Here is a 15,559-nt window from a genome sequence, read left to right on the forward strand (position 1 = left end):
CCGCTGCATTATGACAACGATTGACGACCGGCTGCGGCAGGTGCGCGCGCGCATCGCCTCGGCCTGTGCCCGGCATGGGCGCGACCCGGCCGAGGTGCACCTGCTGGCGGTGAGCAAAACCTGGGGCCCGGATGCGGTCTGGCAAGCCTGGCAGGCCGGGCAGCGCGAATTTGGCGAGAACTACGTGCAAGAAGGCGTAGAGAAAATCAGCGCGCTGCGCGCCCTTGGGGCCAGCGACCTGGTGTGGCACTTCATCGGGCCGCTGCAGAGCAACAAAACGCGCGCCGTGGCCGAGCATTTCGACTGGGTACACGGCATCGACCGGTTCAAAATCGCCCAGCGCCTAAGCGAGCAGCGCCCGCCGGGGCTGGGGCCGCTGCAGGTGTGCATCCAGGTGAACTTGGATGGCGGGGCCAACAAGGCCGGCGTGCCCGCGGCCGAAGCGCTGGCGCTGGCGCAGCAGGTGGCAGCGCTGCCGCGCCTGCAACTGCGTGGCCTGATGTGCATCCCCGAACCCGCGCCAAACTTTGCCGCCGCCTGCCGCGTGTTTGGGCAACTGGCGGCGCTGCGGGGGCAGTTGCAGGCGCCCTTGTCGGGCTTGGCGCTCGACACCCTGTCGATGGGCATGAGCGACGACCTCGAGGCGGCCATCGCCAGCGGCAGCACGCTGCTGCGGGTGGGGAGCGCGATTTTCGGGCCGCGTGCCTACGCGTCGGGCAAGGAGAAGTAAAAGCTGCTGCCCTGATCGGGTACGCCCTCGGCCCAGATGCGCCCACCGTGGCGCTCGACAATGCGCCGGCACAGCGCCAGCCCAATGCCCACGCCCTCGAAATCGCGCGCCCGGTGCAGGCGCTGGAACACGCCAAACAGGCGCTCGGCGCGTTGCGGATCGAAGCCCACGCCGTTGTCTTGCACCCAAAACACCGTCTCGGGCGAGCCATTGGGGCTGTGTTGCGCGCGCCAGCCGATGCGAATTTCGGCCACGGGGCGCGGTCGGCTGTACTTGAGCGCGTTCGACAAAAGGTTGTCCCACACCTGGCTGAGCAGCCGCGCATCGCCCTGCACAGGGGGCAAATCGGGTGGCAGTTGCCAGCACAGGCACTCGCTCGGGCGTTGCAGCGCAGGGTCGTGCTGCAGCCGGTTCAGGCTGGAACGCAGCAAATCGCCCATGGCCACGGGGTGCCGCTGCAGCGCCGCCCGGCCCAGGCGCGAAAAGGCCAGCAAGCCGTCGATGAGCTGACTCATGTGCTCGGCGGCGCCGCCGATGGTCTCGAGGTGCCGCTGCGCCTCTGGCCCGAGCTCGGGCCCCAGGTCTTCGCGCAGCAGCTCCAGGTAGCTGCCGATGTGGCGCAGCGGCGCGCGCAGGTCGTGCGAAACCGAGGCGGTAAAGGCCTCTAGGTCGTGGTTGATTTCCAGCAACTGGCGCGTGCGCTCTTGCACCCGGACTTCGAGCGCGGCGTTGAGGTGTTCCAGCAGCTCGAGCAGCCGCTTGGTCTCGGTGTTGTCGCGCATCAGGCAGGCGTAGCCGTGCGTCTGGCCGCTGTGCGGGTCGTGCAAGGCGGTGAGCAGCGTGTGCGCCCACAGCAGGCTGCCGTCGGCGCGCCGCTGCCAGCCCGGGGTCTCGCTCTGCCCCAGCAGGGCGGCGCGCTCCAGCCCCAGCGCCAAGGGGTCGGGTGCGCTGGGGTCGGGCTCTGTGCCCGGGGTCGGGCTCTGTGTCTGGTGTGGGGCTGCGGGCTGCGCGCTGGCCGGCTCGCGCACCGGGGTGAAGCGCGCCACGCTCTGGCCCAGCATCTGCTCGGCGCGAAAGCCCAGCAAGCGCTCGGCGCTCGGCGTCCAGTCGCACACCCGCCCCTCGGCGTCGAGGAAGAAAATGGCGGCGTCGCGCAGGCTCTCGGCCAGCAGTTGCCAGTGTGCGCCGGGGCTGTGCGGGTCGTAGGCGTGCTGGGCAATAGGCCCGGGCAGGCCGTGCTGCGCCGATGGGGGCTGGACTGCGTCACGATCAAGTCGGTCGTGTGCCTGGTAGTCGCCGGGGTCGTCTAGGCCCTGTAGGCCCTGTGTTGAGTCTGTCGTGGGCGCGTCGTCGGCAACCCGGCCCAGCTCATCGTAGAGGCTGGTAAAAAAAGAGGGCGGCAGCTTGTCCTCGAAGGCGGCGGGCGTCATGATCGGACTGTAGCCGATCCGGCCAGCTCGCTCACAGGCGCATCCTTGGCGGACAAGCGCGCGCTTTAAGGGTTTTAAACAAAGGTCGTGGCCGAAACCCCGAAGCGCTGGCTCAGCGCCCGCACTTGCCGAATGTTCAGCTCGCGTTTGCCGGTCAGGATTTCAGAGACCACGCCTTGGCTACCGATCTCGGCAAGTTCGCTTTGCTTGAGGCCGTGCTGCTCCATCAGGAATTTCAGGGCTTGCACGCCGGTGGTCTCGGGCAGGGGGTGATGCGCAGCCTCGTAGTCCTCGATCAGGTCGCCCACGATTTCAACCAGATCCATGGCGGGATGGTTTTCGTCGCCTTGCGTTTCATCCAGCAGGGCATCAAGCATTGCGCTCATCCGTGCGTAGTGTGCTTCATCCCGGATGGGGGCGATGTTGGTGGTGGTGCGGAACTGCTCCCAGGCCGGGAGCAGGTGCTTGATGTCGATATGTGCATTCATGAGGTGCTGCTCCTTGAAACTGCGCGATCAGGCGCCGGTTTTCCAGGCTCCTTTGTCGTAATCCCGGTGCGTGAGCACCGCCTTGATGTAAACAATCTGCTTCTCAAATCGGATGTATGCGATCAGGCGGTATTTGTTGCCGCCGATATCAAACACCACCAACGGGCCCACCTTGTCCACCGCGTTGAAGGCGGCTTTGAGCTCAGCCCAGTTGGCAAACCGGTTTTTTTCAATCACCCGCCGCCACCCCTGCAAGGGGGCTTCGGCCTGAGGATGCTCGGCAGCGAAGGCCCGCAAGGCACTGTTGCTGATGATTTTCATGGTGGCATTATATCTCATATTGAGATCGACGCAAGTCGGCCACGCCAAATCTGCAAGCCAGCAGCGCGTAAAAACCGCTACAGCCGGGGTTGAGCAGGCCTTTGGGGTCGAAGGCGCGCTTGACGCCAAACAGCTCACAGCGGCGCAGTTTGGCTCTGCGTCACATTTTGTTCATGCGCGCGCATCCAGTGCCCGCATCACGGCTCGGGCAAAAGCGGTGAAGTCTTGCAGGTGGTGTTGAGCGATGGCATGCACGATGTGCCAGTTGATGGCATCGTAGTTGTGCATGGCCAAATTTCTGAACCCGACGGCTTTTTTCAGTTGATCGGCCAGTTGTGCATCGACCACACCCGCTTGCGCCAGCAGGTCAAATGTTTGTCCCATCGTGGCGGGTGGGGGCAGTTCGCTGGCGGCGATGAAGTGCGCCCCGATGTCCACGCAGAGCTGCACGGCGCGGCTCAGGTTGAGGGATACGATGTCTTGCAGGTCAAAATCGGTTGCTAGCGTGGTGGCGTCGGCGGGGCAGCGTGTGTGCACGCGGTGCAGGCAGCGGCGCAGCGATTCCAGCTTTTGTTCCACTATTTCCCGATCCATGCGAGCCGCCTTTCTTGCAGTATTCGATTTTGCAGGGGCAAGAAGTCGGCCTCATCAGTCAGGTGCCGGCTGATCAATAGTCCGTGTGCCGCAACGCTACCGAGCACTCGACGGCCGTGCCGGACGATCTGGCCAAGCAGGGGCTGGCCGACGGTATGCAAGTCTATGAGGTCAACGGGGCGCCCAGTGCGGGTGGCCAAGGCGCAGACCAAGGCCATTTTCTGCTCGGCGCTCAGGGCGTGGCGGGCGGCCACGGCAATGTCAAGATCGCTGCTTGGTGTGGCGCGGCCTTGCGCGACCGAGCCGAACACGATGGCCAGCAACAGCCCAGGAAACCCGTCGAGCACGGCGCGCAAGCTGGCGTCGGAATCGCTCGTGGCGGTGGGTTGCAAGGTGGGTGCTTTGGTCATGGCGGCGGTTCAAAAAATTCCTGCGGTCAAAAACGCTCCAGCTCCGGAAACGCCAGCCGGCCGCCGCGCACCAGCATCTTGCCGTACTCGGCGCAGCGGTGCAGGGTTGGGATCACCTTGCCGGGGTTGAGCAGGCCTTTGGGGTCGAAGGCGCGTTTCACGCCCAGCATCTGCTCGCGCTCCTCGGGGCTGAACTGCACGCACATCGAGCTGAGCTTTTCCACGCCCACGCCGTGCTCGCCGGTGATGGTGCCGCCCATGGCGACGCTGGTTTCCAGAATGTCGGCGCCAAACAGCTCGCAGCGGCGCAGTTGGTCCGGGTCGCTGGCGTCGAACAAAATCAGCGGGTGCAGGTTGCCGTCGCCGGCGTGGAACACATTGGCGCAGCGCAGACCGTACTTTTGCTCCATGGCCTGGATCGCCAGCAGGATGTCGGCCAGGCGCTTGCGCGGAATGGTGCTGTCCATGCACATGTAGTCGGGGCTGATGCGCCCCGAGGCCGGGAAGGCGTTTTTGCGCCCGCTCCAAAAGCGCAGCCGCTCGGCCTCGCTCTGGCTCACGGCAATCGCGCGCGCGCCGCACTCGCGCAGCACCGCGCTCATGCGGCCGATTTCTTCTTCCACTTCTTCGGGCGTGCCGTCGCTCTCGCACAGCAGGATGGCGGCGGCGTCGAGGTCGTAGCCGGCGTGCACGAAATCTTCCACGGCAGCGGTCATGGGCTTGTCCATCATCTCCAGCCCGGCCGGGATGATGCCCGCTGCAATCACACCCGCCACCGCGTCGCCGGCCTGGCGCACGTCGTCGAAGCTGGCCATGATGCAGCGCGCCAGTTGCGGGCGCGGCGTCAGGCGCAGGGTGATTTCGCTCACCACCGCCAGCATGCCCTCGCTGCCCACCAGCAGCGCCAGCAAGTCCAGCCCCGGGCTGTCGAAGGCGCTGCCGCCCAAGCGCAGTGGCTCACCGGCCATGGTGAAGCCATCGACTTGCAGCACGTTGTGCAGCGTCAGGCCGTACTTGAGGCAGTGCACCCCGCCCGAGTTTTCGGCCACGTTGCCGCCGATGGTGCAGGCGATCTGGCTGCTCGGGTCGGGCGCGTAATACAAGCCGTGGGCGGCGGCGGCCTCACTCACCGCCAGGTTGCGCACCCCGGACTGCACCACGGCGGTTTGCGCCAGCGGGTCGATGCGCAGGATGCGGTTGAACTTGGCCAGGCTCAGCGTCACGCCCAAGGCGTGCGGCATGGCCCCGCCCGACAGGCCGGTGCCGGCCCCACGCGCCACCACCGGCACCTCGAGCAAATGGCAAGTGCGCAGCACCGCCTGCACCTGCTCAAAGGTTTCGGGCAGCGCCACCGCCAGCGGGCGCTCGCGGTAGGCCGTCAGGCCGTCGCACTCGTAGGGGGTGGTGTCTTCCAGGGTGTGCAGCAGGGCGTGGCCGGGCAGCACCGCGGCCAGTGCGCGCACCACTTCGGCTTGGCGCTGGGCGCGCTGGGCAGCGGGGCCGCTGCTGGCAGGCTGGGGCGGTTGGCTTAAGGCAAGGGCGGTATTCATGCCGCCGCAGTGTAGGGCATGGGGCCCAAGTCGGGTGTGAAAAAATTGGGCCTAGGGATTGAAGCCGCCACCGGGTCGAAAGCCGTGGCAGGGCCTTGAAATTTTCATCATGGGCCGCTATCTTGTGTGGGCGGCCGCAAAGGGTTTGCGGCGCCTTGAGTCCCACACACTGCATTGGCAAGCAAAGGAGTGCACACATCATGTACCACCTCATTCCCCGTGGCAGCCTGTTCGACGACTTTTTCAAGGACATGGCGTCTCCCGGCTTTTTCATCAAACCGCTGCACGGCGACGCGCTGCCGCAGTCGATCAAGGTCGATGTGAGCGAAACGCCCGTGGCCTACCAGGTGCAGGCCGAAATCCCCGGTGTGGCGCGCGAAGACGTCCACGTCACCATCGACGGCAGCATCGTGAGCCTGCGCGCTGAAATCAAGCAGCAAGACCGCCAGACCTCCGACGACAAGCTGCTGCGCAGCGAACGCTACTACGGCTCGGTGGCGCGCAGCTTCCAGTTGCCGCTCGAGATCGACGAGGCCGAGGCCAAAGCCAAGTACGACAACGGCGTGCTCACGCTCACACTGCCCAAGAAGCGCGGCCGCAGCGGCCAGCGGCTGGCGATCGAGTGAGGGAGCGGCCTCCCTCACCCCAGCGCTCCATGGTGCTGGTGCGCCAGCACCGGCACCTCCAGCAAGTGGCAGGTGCGCAACACTGCCTGCACCTGCGCAAATGCCATCGCGGGCGCCTGCGGCTGTGTGGGTTTTGAGCAACATTTGAAGCCGCGCAATTTTATCTGTCTGGCGCAGCCATGCGGCCAAGCTGCTATGTATACTGTCATCGTGCGTGGCACAAACGGTGTTATGCTTCTTTGCGTCATTGGTTCTAGATATTTTTTTGGAGGAAACCTCATGAAACTTAAACCCACACTGGCTGCCTTGTTCGCAGCCGCGCTCATCACTTCCCCCGTGCTGGCCCAAACGCCTGCTCCGGTTGCTGCGCCTGCACCGGCTGGTGCTGCAGCGGCAGGGGCCGGGGCAGTGGGCGGCGTTGCCACCACCACCTTGGTGCTGGGTGCAGTGGCTGCTGCGGTGGTGGTTTCCGCCATTGCCGGTGATGGCACGGTGGCCACGGTAGCCACTCAGTAACCCGGCTCAACCCCAGCCTGCTTGTGCGCAGCGCAGATCGCAGGCTGGCTAGGGTGTTTCCTTTGGCTTTGCTGTGGCCCGCAGTGGTGGCCGCAGCGCTTGTGCTTTCCGGGTGCGCCACTCCTACCGCGCCCACCGTTCGTGTGGTGGGTTCTCTGCTCAGCCCTTTGTGGACCGGGTCACCCCAAGCCGCCGCTTTTGCTGCGCGGCTCAACCCTGCGCTCACCTACCTCTACTTGGCCGAAGACGGTCACGCGCCGGTCTTTTTGGCTTTGGGTTACATAGAGCCCAGCCAGCCATCCACTTTGGTTTGGTATTCGGCCGCGCAAGAGGTGTTGCGCACTCAAGGCGGCCGCCTCGTGGGCCTTACCGAGCAGTCTGCCAGCTCGGCCCGGTTGCGCTTCGATCAGGGCATTCCAGTTTGGCCCACTGCAACTGCCGGCCCGACCACCTACACCCGCTCATGGGATTTTCCCAATCGCTACCGCTTTGGCCTGCCCGATCAGGTGCAGTTGCACCCGCGCGGCTGGCAGCAAGTGCCGCCTGCCTTGCTGCGCCATGTGCGCTCCCAGCTCCAAAGCAGCGCCTACGCTCAGTGGCAGTGGTTTGAGGAAACCTCCACCCTCATGCCGCCTGCTTGGTTCGCCGTGGCTGCGCTAGCCGGGCAGCAGCAGGTGGTGTACTCCTACCAGTGCCTGTCGGCCGAGCGCTGCTTTCATCTGGCGCCTTGGCCCCTTGCACTCACCCCGCTTCCATGAGCTTGCGCATACATCCCTTGGCGCTGGCTTTGCTCAGCGTTTTTGCTGTCATGTCGGTCGAGGGTGCAGGGGCAGCCGAGCGCGCCCTAGGGCCCGAACCGGCGCCGGGCGAGCGCCTCAGTGCTTGGGCCTTGCGTGTGCATGGCCCGCTGGCCGACACCACAGCCTTGCACTGGCACGCCCAAAGCGAGCGCCAGCCGCAGCACCTGTTGCGCGAGGCGGTGCTGGCCGGCCTCGAATCGGCGCGGCAGCGCGGTGATTTAAGTGCCCAAGCACACGAAACCTTGAGCGCTTGGTTGTTGGCCCTGCCGGTTACCGGGCGCCTCACGCTGGCCACGCACGACCCCCGGGCCCTGCAAGTCATGCCCGAGAGCGACCCGCAAGCCGGGCCCGGCCACAGTTTTGTGCACTTTGCGCGCCCCACCCAGGTGGTGGTGCTCAATTCCTCTGGCCTGCCCTGCCTGCTGCGGCACCAGCCAGGTGCTTGGGCACAAGACTATCTGCAAGCCTGCGCCCGGCTCCACGCCGCACACAGCCCGCCCGTGGATACGGTGTGGGTGGCGCAGGCCGACGGGCGGGTGCAAAGCTTTGGCGTAGCCCCTTGGAACCTCAGCCCCCAGTACCAGCCCAGCCCAGGTGCTTGGATCTGGGCACCCGAGCGCAACTCGGGCCTTGGCCCCGAACTCTCGTCCAACTTGGCGCGCTTGCTGGCCACCCAGGCACCGCCCGACGCCCACCCCGCTTTACAAGGCCACAGCACACCCGCCGCCGCCGTGGCCTTGGCGCAACCCAATCTGCACCACGAGCCGCGTGGCCCCGTGCTCACCGGCAACGACTGGGGCGAACTGGGCCTGCTGCAAACCCCCAGTGCCCGCATGGGGCCGGCCGGCACCGTGCGCACCAGCATCAGCCAGGTGCAGCCCTACACCCGCCTCAACTTCATGCTGCAGCCGCTCGATTGGCTCCAGTTTGGCTTTCGCTACACCGATATTGGCAACCGCCTCTACGGCCCGGCCATCGCGGGCGATCAGTCGCTCAAAGACAAATCCATCGATCTCAAGTTGCGTTTAAGCCCCGAAAGCGCCACCTGGCCCGCCATCGCCCTGGGCGTGCGCGACATCGGCGGCACCGGCCTGTTTGCCAGCGAATACCTGGTGGCCAGCAAGCGCTGGGGCAACTGGGATGCCTCCCTCGGCCTGGGTTGGGGCAATATGGGCAGCCGCGGCAACGTGAGCAACCCCTTGCGTTTGTTGGGTAGCCGCTTCGAGCAGCGCGCCGCCGCCGACGTGGGCCAGGGCGGCGATTTCAACCTCAACAAGCTGTTTACCGGACCCGCCGCCGTGTTTGGTGGCGTGCAGTGGGCCTCACCCAGCAGCCCGTGGGTGTTCAAGGCCGAGCTCGACGGCAACAGCTACCAGGCCGAGCCGCTGGACAACGCGCAGCCGGTCGATTCCCCTATCAATTTGGGCGTGGTGTACCGCTGGGGCCCCACGGTCGAGCTGGCGCTCTCGTGGCAGCGCGGCAACCGGGTGGCGTTTGGCCTCACGCTGCAAGGCAACCTAGGCCAGGCCTACGTGCCCAAACTGCTCGACCCGGTCTTGCCCGCCTTGCGCACCCAAATGCCGGCCGCCTTGCCCGCTGCGGGTTGGGCCGATGTGGCCAGCGAAATCAACCGCTTCACCAGTTGGCAAGTGCAGTCGGTCAAGCAAACGCACGACCAAGCCTTGGTGGTGGCCGAGATCGATCCGTCGCCGTACCTGGAGCAGCGCATCGAGCGCGCCATCCGCGTCATGCACGCGCTGGCCCCGGCCTCTGTGCGCAGCTTCAGGCTGCAGCTCACACGGCACGCCCTGCCCTTGTCGGAGCTGCACATCGACCGCACCGAATGGCTGCTGCAGCAAACCCAAGCGCTGCCCCCTTCGCAGGCGCTGGTGGCGCAGCAGCCGCACAACTTGGCCTTTGCCCCGATTGAGCAAAGCAGTGCACCGCCGGATCACTGGCAGGCCAATCCGCCCCGTTTTAGCGCCCAATGGGCACCCACGTTTAGCCAGATCATCGGCGGCCCCGATGGCTTCTTGCTGTACCAGTTGGGTGTGGGGGCCGATGCCCAGTGGCGCTTGACGCAGCGCACTTGGGTGAGCGGCAATGCGCACCTGCGCCTGATCGACAACTTTGACCGCTTCAACTTCCCGGGCCACAGCGCGCTGCCTCGGGTGCGCACCTACATCCGCGAATACGTCACCAGCAGCCGCTTGACGCTGCCGCGCTTGCAGCTCACCCACGCCCGGCACCTCGGGGGCAACCACTACGCCAGCGTGTATGCGGGGCTGCTCGAAAGCATGTACGGCGGTGTGGGGGCCGAGTGGCTGTACCGGCCCTTCGGGCGCTCGTGGTCCTTCGGGGTGGACATCAACCACGTGCAGCAGCGCGGCTTTAGGCAAGATTTTTCGTTTCGCGATTACCGCGTCACCACCGGCCACGCCACCCTCAATTGGGACACCGGCTGGAACGACGTGCACGTCAAAATCCAAGCCGGGCGCTACCTGGCGGGTGACCACGGAGCCACGCTCGACATCAGCCGCACCTTTCGCAACGGCACCTCCATTGGGGCCTGGGCCACCCTCACCGACGTGCCCTTTGCCGTTTTTGGCGAGGGCAGCTTCGACAAAGGCATCTACATCCGCATCCCCTTCGATGCCATGTTGCCCATCTCCACCTCCGGCGTGGCCAACTTGAGCTGGCAGCCCCTCACGCGCGACGGTGGGGCGCGCCTCAACCGTTCCGACACACTCTTTGACCTCACCCAAGCGCGCAGCGGTCGGGCCCTGTTTTGGCGTCCGGCCGCGCCCCAGCCGCGGCGCAGCGCCGAGCGCACCGCGTATGTGCTGCAAGAGCCCACGCCGCAGCCCTTTGACGACCCGCTCTCCAGTGCCGGCCAGCTATTCGATCAAGTGGGTGCCGTACCCACCCAAACATGGCTGTGGGCTGGGGCGGCGGTGTTGGGCAGCGCCTTGCTCGACCGCAGCGCCGACCGCTGGGCCGCACGCAACCAAGGCGGCAACTGGGATCGGCTAGGGGATGTGGGCAATGCGCTGCCATTGGCTTTCACCGCCGGCTCGGCCCTGTTGGCCACCGGCGTGGCAGGCCCCGCCGCTTCTGGCACCGCGCAAACGGCCCTGCTGGCCGGTGCCGGTGCGTTGGGGGCGAGCATGGTAGTGCGCACCCTGGCGGGCCGCAGCCGGCCGCTGCAAGGGCAAGGCAGCAGCCAATTCGAAGGCCCGGGTTCGGGTTCACACCGCTCCAGCTTCACCTCCAACCACACCGCGCTGGCTTTTGCCCTGGTCACCCCCTTTGCGCGCCAGCACCAAATGCCCTGGCTCTATGGGCTGGCGGCAGCCACGGCGCTGGGGCGGGTGCAGCAGCGCGAGCACTGGCTGTCCGACACCGTGGGCGGTGCCCTGCTGGGTTATGGCATTGGCACCCTGCTGTCGCTGCAGCAAGAAAACCCCGAGCGCGGCCCGCGTGTGCGCCTGACCGCACACTCGATACATGCCGACTGGAGCTTTTGAAGCCGCCCCCAAGCTGTTTACAATCCGCACAACTGTTTTCCTAGGGATGTCCATGAAATTTGCCAAGCGCCTAAGCCATAAGTGTGCCCAGTTCGTCTGTGCCGTGGTTTTAGGAGCATCAGTGGGTGCTGCCAGTGCCCAAGTGGTGGGTGCGCCGGCACCCGTCGGCGGTTTCGGTGCGGCACCCGCTGCTTCTGCTGGCTCTGCCGTTCTGGGTATGCCGGCCGGGATGTTGGCATTGCCGGGCTTGCCAACCCAAGCAGGTGGGGCAACACCTGGCACACTAGGCGCTGGTACGGGGCTGCAGCCAGCCGCTGCAGCAGCCAATGCTCCCAGCCCAACACCTCAAGAGTTGACTGCAGGCCCCAGCCGGCCAGCGCTTGCAACCGTGGTTGCGCCCACGCAGTTTCAAAGCTTTGTGCAGCAAAGCACCGGTCAGTTGTTGCCCATTTTTGGGGCCCAGCTCTTTGCGCAGCCGCAGACCTTTGCCCCCATCAGCAACATTGCCGTGCCCGGCAGCTATGTATTGGGCCCCGGCGACACCGTTCAGCTCAATGTGTGGGGCTTGGCCGACTTTGCGGCCGCGCTCACCATCGACCGCCATGGCCAGGTGCAGGTGCCCCGGGCCGGCCCACTCACGCTGGCCGGCGTGCGCGCCGAGCAGCTAGAGGGCGTATTGCGCAACCACCTGGGCCGCGTGCTGGTCAATTTCGAGCTTTCGGCCACCGTGGCCAACTTGCGCAGCATCCAAGTGTATGTGGTGGGGCAGGCCAGCCGTCCTGGTACCTACACCATCTCCAGCCTCAGCACCCTCATCAACGCCCTCTTTGCCAGTGGCGGACCCAGCGCCAACGGCTCCATGCGCGCCATCGAACTGCGCCGCGCCAACCGCACCGTCACCACGCTCGACCTATACCGTTTCATCGCCCTAGGCGACAAGTCGCAAGACGTGCTGCTGCAGCCCGGCGACGTCATCGTCATCCCACCAGTAGGCCCACAGGTGGCGGTCACCGGTGCATTTGATCAAGCCGCGCTGTACGAGCTCAAACCCGGCGCAACCATCTCCGATGTGCTCGCCCCCGGTGGTGGGGTGCCGGTGCTGGCAGCCACCCAAATGGCCTTGCTGGAGCGCATCGATCCACAAGCCATCCCAGCGCGCCAAGTGGCCCAGCTGGCGCTCGACGCCGCCGGCCTGCGCACCGTGCTGCGCGATGGCGACATCCTAACCCTGCTCTCCATCAGCCCAGAGTTTGCCAACGCTGTCACGCTGCAAGGTGCGGTGGCAGCGCCCCTGCGCCACCCGTGGACGCCGGGCATGCGCCTGTCACAGCTCATCCCGCAGACCGAGGCGCTTATCCAGGCCAACTTCTTTCAGCGCCAAAACCAATTGGTGCAACTGATTGGCGGGCCGCAAGGGGGCGCGCAAGCCCTGCAGCGCCATTTCCAGATCAACGCCGAAGCCATCAACTGGGACTACGCCGTCATCGAGCGGCTCAACCGCCAAACCCTGCAGCGCCAGCTCATCCCCTTCAACCTGGGCCGTTTGGTGCTGCAGCGCGACGCCACCCAAGACCTCGAACTCCAGCCTGGCGATGTGGTCACCATTTTCACCCTCAGCGACTTGCAAGCCCCGCTGCAGCGCCAAGAGCGCGTGGTGCGCATCGAAGGCGAGGTGGCGGTGCCCGGTGTTTATGTGGCCCTGCCCGGCGAAACGCTGCCCCAGCTCATCCGCCGCATTGGCGGGCTTACCCCGCACGCCTATGTGTTTGGCACCCACTTGGCGCGCGAATCGGTGCGGCGCCAGCAGCAGCAAAACCTTGACCAACTCATTGCCCGCCTCGAATCTGGCTTGCAAGCCCAATCTGCGCAACAAGTTGCCGCGTTGCAAGGTGGAGCCGATGCAGCCCGCGCCAGCATCTTGATCGAAGCCCAGCGCGAAGCGCAGCGCCAGCAGGTGCAGCGCCTGCGCACCATGCGCAGCAACGGCCGCGTGGCGCTCGAAATCGACCCACGCGACACCAGCTTGGCGGCCCTGCCCAACTTGCCGCTGGAAAACGGCGACCACATCGTGGTGCCCAGCGTGCCCGGCTTCGTGTCTGCCTTTGGCGCGGTCAACAACGAAAACACCTTCATCTTCAGGCCCGGCCGCACCGTGGGCGATGTGTTTCGCTTGGCCGGCCTCACGGCCGAAGCCGACGCCTCGCAAGCCTTTGTGCTGCGCGCCGATGGCACCATCTTGGCCAGTGCAGACCAGGGCGGCTGGTTTGGGGGCGGGCTAGAGGCTGTGGCGCTCATGCCCGGCGACACCGTGGTGGTGCCGCAGCGCGAAGTGCGCGAAACCGGCTGGAACCTGTTCTTGCGCAACGCACGCGACATCACCCAGGTGCTGGCCAACCTCGGCTTGGGGCTCGCCGCCCTGCGCACCCTCTAAGCAGACCAGTGCAGTCCATGAACCCGCAAGCCAGCCCCAGCCAGCCCAACGGCACCCCAGATGAGGACGAAATCTCTCTGCTCGATCTGTTCGCCACCATCGCCGCCAACCTCAAGCTGCTCATCATTGCCCCCTTGCTGGTGGGCTTTGCGGTGCTGGGCATCAGTTTTTTGATGACGCCCATCTACACCGCGCAAACCAAGTTTTTACCGCCCATGCAGCAGCAAAGCGCCGCCGCGGCTATGCTGCAGCAGCTCGGTGGGCTGGCGGGTTTGGCCGGTGCAGCGGGGGGCATTGCCGACCCGGCCGATCAGTTTGTGGCGTTTTTGGGCAGCCGCTCGGTTCAAGACAGCCTAGTCGAGCGCTTTGCCCTCATGGAGCGCTACGAAAGCCGCAACCGCGAGGCAGCCGCCCGCTCTTTGGGCGAGCGCACCCGCATCAGCAGCGGCCGCGACGGCTTAATTACCATCGCATTCGACGACCCCGACCCCGCCTTCGCCGCCCAAGTGGCCAACGCCTACGTAGAAGAGCTAGGCCAGCTAGTAGGCCGCTTGGCGCTTACCGAGGCCCAGCACCGGCGCAAGTTTTTTGAGCAGCATTTGGTCAAGGTCAGTGCCGACCTGCAAGAGGCCGAGCAAGCCCTAATGGCCACGGGTGTGAATGTGCGGGCACTCAACATTCAGCCCGGTGCCGCCTTGCAAGCCGTGGCCCTGCTGCGCGCCCAGGTTACCGCACAAGAGGTGCAAGTGGCCAGCATGCGCACCCACCTCAGCGAAGCCGCCCCCGAGCTGCGCCAAGCCATGGCTACATTGGGTGCCCTGAGGGGGCAGCTAAACCGGCTCGATGCGCAAGAACGGGCCACCCCCAACACAGCGGCCGGCACCAACCCAAACAACCCCGGCTACTTTGCGCGCTTGCGCGAGTTCACGCTGCAGCAAACCCTGTTCGAGCTCATGGTCAAGCAATACGAAATGGCCCGGGTGGACGAATCGCGCGAAGGCGCCAGCATTCAAGTGCTCGACATCGCCCAAGCCCCCGAGCAGCGCTCCAGCCCGCGGCGCGCCATCATGGCCACCATAGCCTCACTGGCTACGGGTTTTGCTTTGCTGTTGTTTGTATTTGTGCGCGAAGCCGTGCGCAATGCGGGTAATGACCCCGAAAGCTCGGCCAAAATGGCCAAGATACGGCGCAGTTTGGGTTTGCCTGCTTAGTTGTCGGCAGGCAGGGGAAACCCAACCCTTACCCCAACGCCTTTTTCAGCCACTCGGCAAAAGCCGCGCACTCCCAGCGCTCCATGGTGCCGGTGCGCCAGCACAGGTAGTGCGCGTGCGGGCTGGGCACCGGGGTGCGAAAGGGCTCGGTTTCGCCCAAGCGCACCAGCGAGCCATTTTCCAGCCACGGCGCGCCCAAGCGCAGCCGCACCAGCGCCACGCCCATGCCGGCGGCGGCACCGTCGCACATGAGACCGATGTCGTTGAACTGCGAGCCTTCACTGGGTTCGGGCCAGTCCAGGTGCTGGGCTGCAAACCAGGTGCGCCACGGCTCCAGCGGGCTGCGCAGCAGCGGCACGCCTTCGAGGTCTGACGCGGCCTCGAACGGGCCGTGTTCGCGCAGGAACGCGGGTGAGGCCAGCGGCAGCACGGCGTCTTTGACCAGGCAGATGTGCTCCACATCGGCGTAGCGCCCGGTGCCAAAGCGGATGGTGAGGTCGGCGTCTTCGGCCACCACGTCGAGCAGCGGAATGCTCACTTGCAGCGTGAGGTCGATCTCGGGGTAGGCTTGCGCAAACTGCTGCAGGCGTGGCTTCACCAGCGAGCGCGCAAAGGTGGGCGTGACCGCCAGCCGCAGCTTGCGCCGTCCGGGGCTGGGCTGGTGGCTGGGAAAGCGCTGCAGCGCCAGCAGCCCCTCGCGCACATGGGCCAGGTATTCGCTGCCCTCGGTGGTGAGCGAAAAATCGGCCCGGCCAAATAGTTTCACGCCCAGCACCAGTTCGAGCTGCTTGACGCGGTGGCTGACGGCGCTGGGGGTGACGCACAGCTCTTCGGCCGCCTGCGTGACGCTGCGCAGCCGCGCCAGCGCCTCGAAGGTGAGCAGGCACTGGATGGGGGGGATGCGAACGGCCATGGACAGACGCCT

Annotated in this window: 14 protein-coding genes; 7 read left to right on the forward strand and 7 right to left on the reverse strand. The window is 65.8% G+C overall.

Annotated elements, in window-relative coordinates:
* The first annotated feature begins 10 nt into the window (after positions 1 to 10).
* Positions 11 to 730, forward strand: coding sequence for a YggS family pyridoxal phosphate-dependent enzyme (locus tag SRAA_RS00450; protein WP_045530259.1), 720 nt, complete (start codon positions 11 to 13; stop codon positions 728 to 730).
* On the opposite strand, the gene SRAA_RS11970 is transcribed toward SRAA_RS00450, so the two are convergent.
* From SRAA_RS11970 to SRAA_RS00480, 6 genes are all read right to left on the reverse strand, one after another.
* Complete coding sequence (locus tag SRAA_RS11970) at positions 706 to 2,160, reverse strand: PAS domain-containing sensor histidine kinase (protein ID WP_052467419.1); 1,455 nt, start codon at positions 2,158 to 2,160, stop codon at positions 706 to 708. The genes SRAA_RS00450 and SRAA_RS11970 overlap by 25 nt on opposite strands.
* 74 nt (positions 2,161 to 2,234) lie before the next feature.
* The gene (locus SRAA_RS00460; RefSeq protein WP_034109967.1) at positions 2,235 to 2,648 is read right to left on the reverse strand and encodes a helix-turn-helix domain-containing protein; all 414 of its coding nucleotides are present in this window, start codon (positions 2,646 to 2,648) and stop codon (positions 2,235 to 2,237) included.
* A gap of 27 nt (positions 2,649 to 2,675) precedes the next feature.
* Positions 2,676 to 2,969: a type II toxin-antitoxin system HigB family toxin gene (locus tag SRAA_RS00465; protein ID WP_045530262.1), complete on the reverse strand. Its 294-nt coding sequence runs from the start codon at positions 2,967 to 2,969 to the stop codon at positions 2,676 to 2,678.
* 171 nt (positions 2,970 to 3,140) lie between these two features.
* Positions 3,141 to 3,563, reverse strand: a complete 423-nt coding sequence (hepT, locus tag SRAA_RS00470) for a type VII toxin-antitoxin system HepT family RNase toxin (RefSeq protein ID WP_034109969.1) — start codon at positions 3,561 to 3,563, stop codon at positions 3,141 to 3,143.
* Entirely contained in the window at positions 3,548 to 3,973 is a 426-nt protein-coding gene (mntA, locus tag SRAA_RS00475; RefSeq protein WP_045530265.1) for a type VII toxin-antitoxin system MntA family adenylyltransferase antitoxin, read from the reverse strand. Before mntA ends, hepT begins: the two co-directional genes overlap by 16 nt.
* Positions 3,974 to 3,999: 26 nt before the next feature.
* On the reverse strand, positions 4,000 to 5,523 hold the full coding sequence (locus SRAA_RS00480; protein ID WP_045530267.1) for an FAD-linked oxidase C-terminal domain-containing protein: 1,524 nt from the start codon (positions 5,521 to 5,523) through the stop codon (positions 4,000 to 4,002).
* Positions 5,524 to 5,723: 200 nt separating this feature from the next.
* Between SRAA_RS00480 and SRAA_RS00485 the strand changes: the two genes are divergently transcribed.
* The 6 genes from SRAA_RS00485 (at position 5,724) to SRAA_RS00510 (ending at position 14,634) form a co-directional block, all read left to right on the forward strand.
* Entirely contained in the window at positions 5,724 to 6,149 is a 426-nt protein-coding gene (locus SRAA_RS00485; RefSeq protein ID WP_045530269.1) for an Hsp20/alpha crystallin family protein, read from the forward strand.
* Positions 6,150 to 6,428: 279 nt separating this feature from the next.
* Entirely contained in the window at positions 6,429 to 6,665 is a 237-nt protein-coding gene (locus SRAA_RS00490; RefSeq protein ID WP_034109975.1) for a hypothetical protein, read from the forward strand.
* A gap of 167 nt (positions 6,666 to 6,832) precedes the next feature.
* Positions 6,833 to 7,423, forward strand: coding sequence for a hypothetical protein (locus tag SRAA_RS00495; RefSeq protein ID WP_171820204.1), 591 nt, complete (start codon positions 6,833 to 6,835; stop codon positions 7,421 to 7,423).
* A complete protein-coding gene (locus SRAA_RS00500; RefSeq protein WP_052467420.1) occupies positions 7,420 to 10,992 on the forward strand; it encodes a YjbH domain-containing protein in 3,573 nt (1,190 codons plus the stop codon). Before SRAA_RS00495 ends, SRAA_RS00500 begins: the two co-directional genes overlap by 4 nt.
* 388 nt (positions 10,993 to 11,380) lie before the next feature.
* On the forward strand, positions 11,381 to 13,423 hold the full coding sequence (locus tag SRAA_RS00505) for a polysaccharide biosynthesis/export family protein (RefSeq protein WP_231849296.1): 2,043 nt from the start codon (positions 11,381 to 11,383) through the stop codon (positions 13,421 to 13,423).
* A gap of 17 nt (positions 13,424 to 13,440) precedes the next feature.
* The gene (locus tag SRAA_RS00510) at positions 13,441 to 14,634 is read left to right on the forward strand and encodes a Wzz/FepE/Etk N-terminal domain-containing protein (RefSeq protein WP_045530275.1); all 1,194 of its coding nucleotides are present in this window, start codon (positions 13,441 to 13,443) and stop codon (positions 14,632 to 14,634) included.
* A gap of 28 nt (positions 14,635 to 14,662) precedes the next feature.
* Here SRAA_RS00510 and SRAA_RS00515 read toward each other — a convergent pair whose 3' ends face one another.
* On the reverse strand, positions 14,663 to 15,547 hold the full coding sequence (locus tag SRAA_RS00515) for a LysR substrate-binding domain-containing protein (RefSeq protein WP_045530277.1): 885 nt from the start codon (positions 15,545 to 15,547) through the stop codon (positions 14,663 to 14,665).
* Between the last annotated feature and the right edge of the window lie 12 nt (positions 15,548 to 15,559).

Source organism: Serpentinimonas raichei, from assembly GCF_000828895.1.
GTDB classification, from domain to species: Bacteria; Pseudomonadota; Gammaproteobacteria; order Burkholderiales; family Burkholderiaceae_C; genus Serpentinimonas; species Serpentinimonas raichei.

Excerpts from the sequence above, each read along its gene's own strand:
- mntA (WP_045530265.1), bottom strand. The coding sequence starts at position 3,973 with ATGACCAAAGCACCCACCTTGCAACCCACCGCCACGAGCGATTCCGAC.
- SRAA_RS00500 (WP_052467420.1), top strand. The coding sequence starts at position 7,420 with ATGAGCTTGCGCATACATCCCTTGGCGCTGGCTTTGCTCAGCGTTTTT.
- SRAA_RS00510 (WP_045530275.1), top strand. The coding sequence starts at position 13,441 with ATGAACCCGCAAGCCAGCCCCAGCCAGCCCAACGGCACCCCAGATGAG.
- SRAA_RS00515 (WP_045530277.1), bottom strand. The coding sequence starts at position 15,547 with ATGGCCGTTCGCATCCCCCCCATCCAGTGCCTGCTCACCTTCGAGGCG.
- SRAA_RS00450 (WP_045530259.1), top strand. The coding sequence starts at position 11 with ATGACAACGATTGACGACCGGCTGCGGCAGGTGCGCGCGCGCATCGCC.
- hepT (WP_034109969.1), bottom strand. The coding sequence starts at position 3,563 with ATGGATCGGGAAATAGTGGAACAAAAGCTGGAATCGCTGCGCCGCTGC.
- SRAA_RS00480 (WP_045530267.1), bottom strand. The coding sequence starts at position 5,523 with ATGAATACCGCCCTTGCCTTAAGCCAACCGCCCCAGCCTGCCAGCAGC.
- SRAA_RS00485 (WP_045530269.1), top strand. The coding sequence starts at position 5,724 with ATGTACCACCTCATTCCCCGTGGCAGCCTGTTCGACGACTTTTTCAAG.
- SRAA_RS00460 (WP_034109967.1), bottom strand. The coding sequence starts at position 2,648 with ATGAATGCACATATCGACATCAAGCACCTGCTCCCGGCCTGGGAGCAG.
- SRAA_RS00465 (WP_045530262.1), bottom strand. The coding sequence starts at position 2,969 with ATGAAAATCATCAGCAACAGTGCCTTGCGGGCCTTCGCTGCCGAGCAT.
- SRAA_RS11970 (WP_052467419.1), bottom strand. The coding sequence starts at position 2,160 with ATGACGCCCGCCGCCTTCGAGGACAAGCTGCCGCCCTCTTTTTTTACC.
- SRAA_RS00490 (WP_034109975.1), top strand. The coding sequence starts at position 6,429 with ATGAAACTTAAACCCACACTGGCTGCCTTGTTCGCAGCCGCGCTCATC.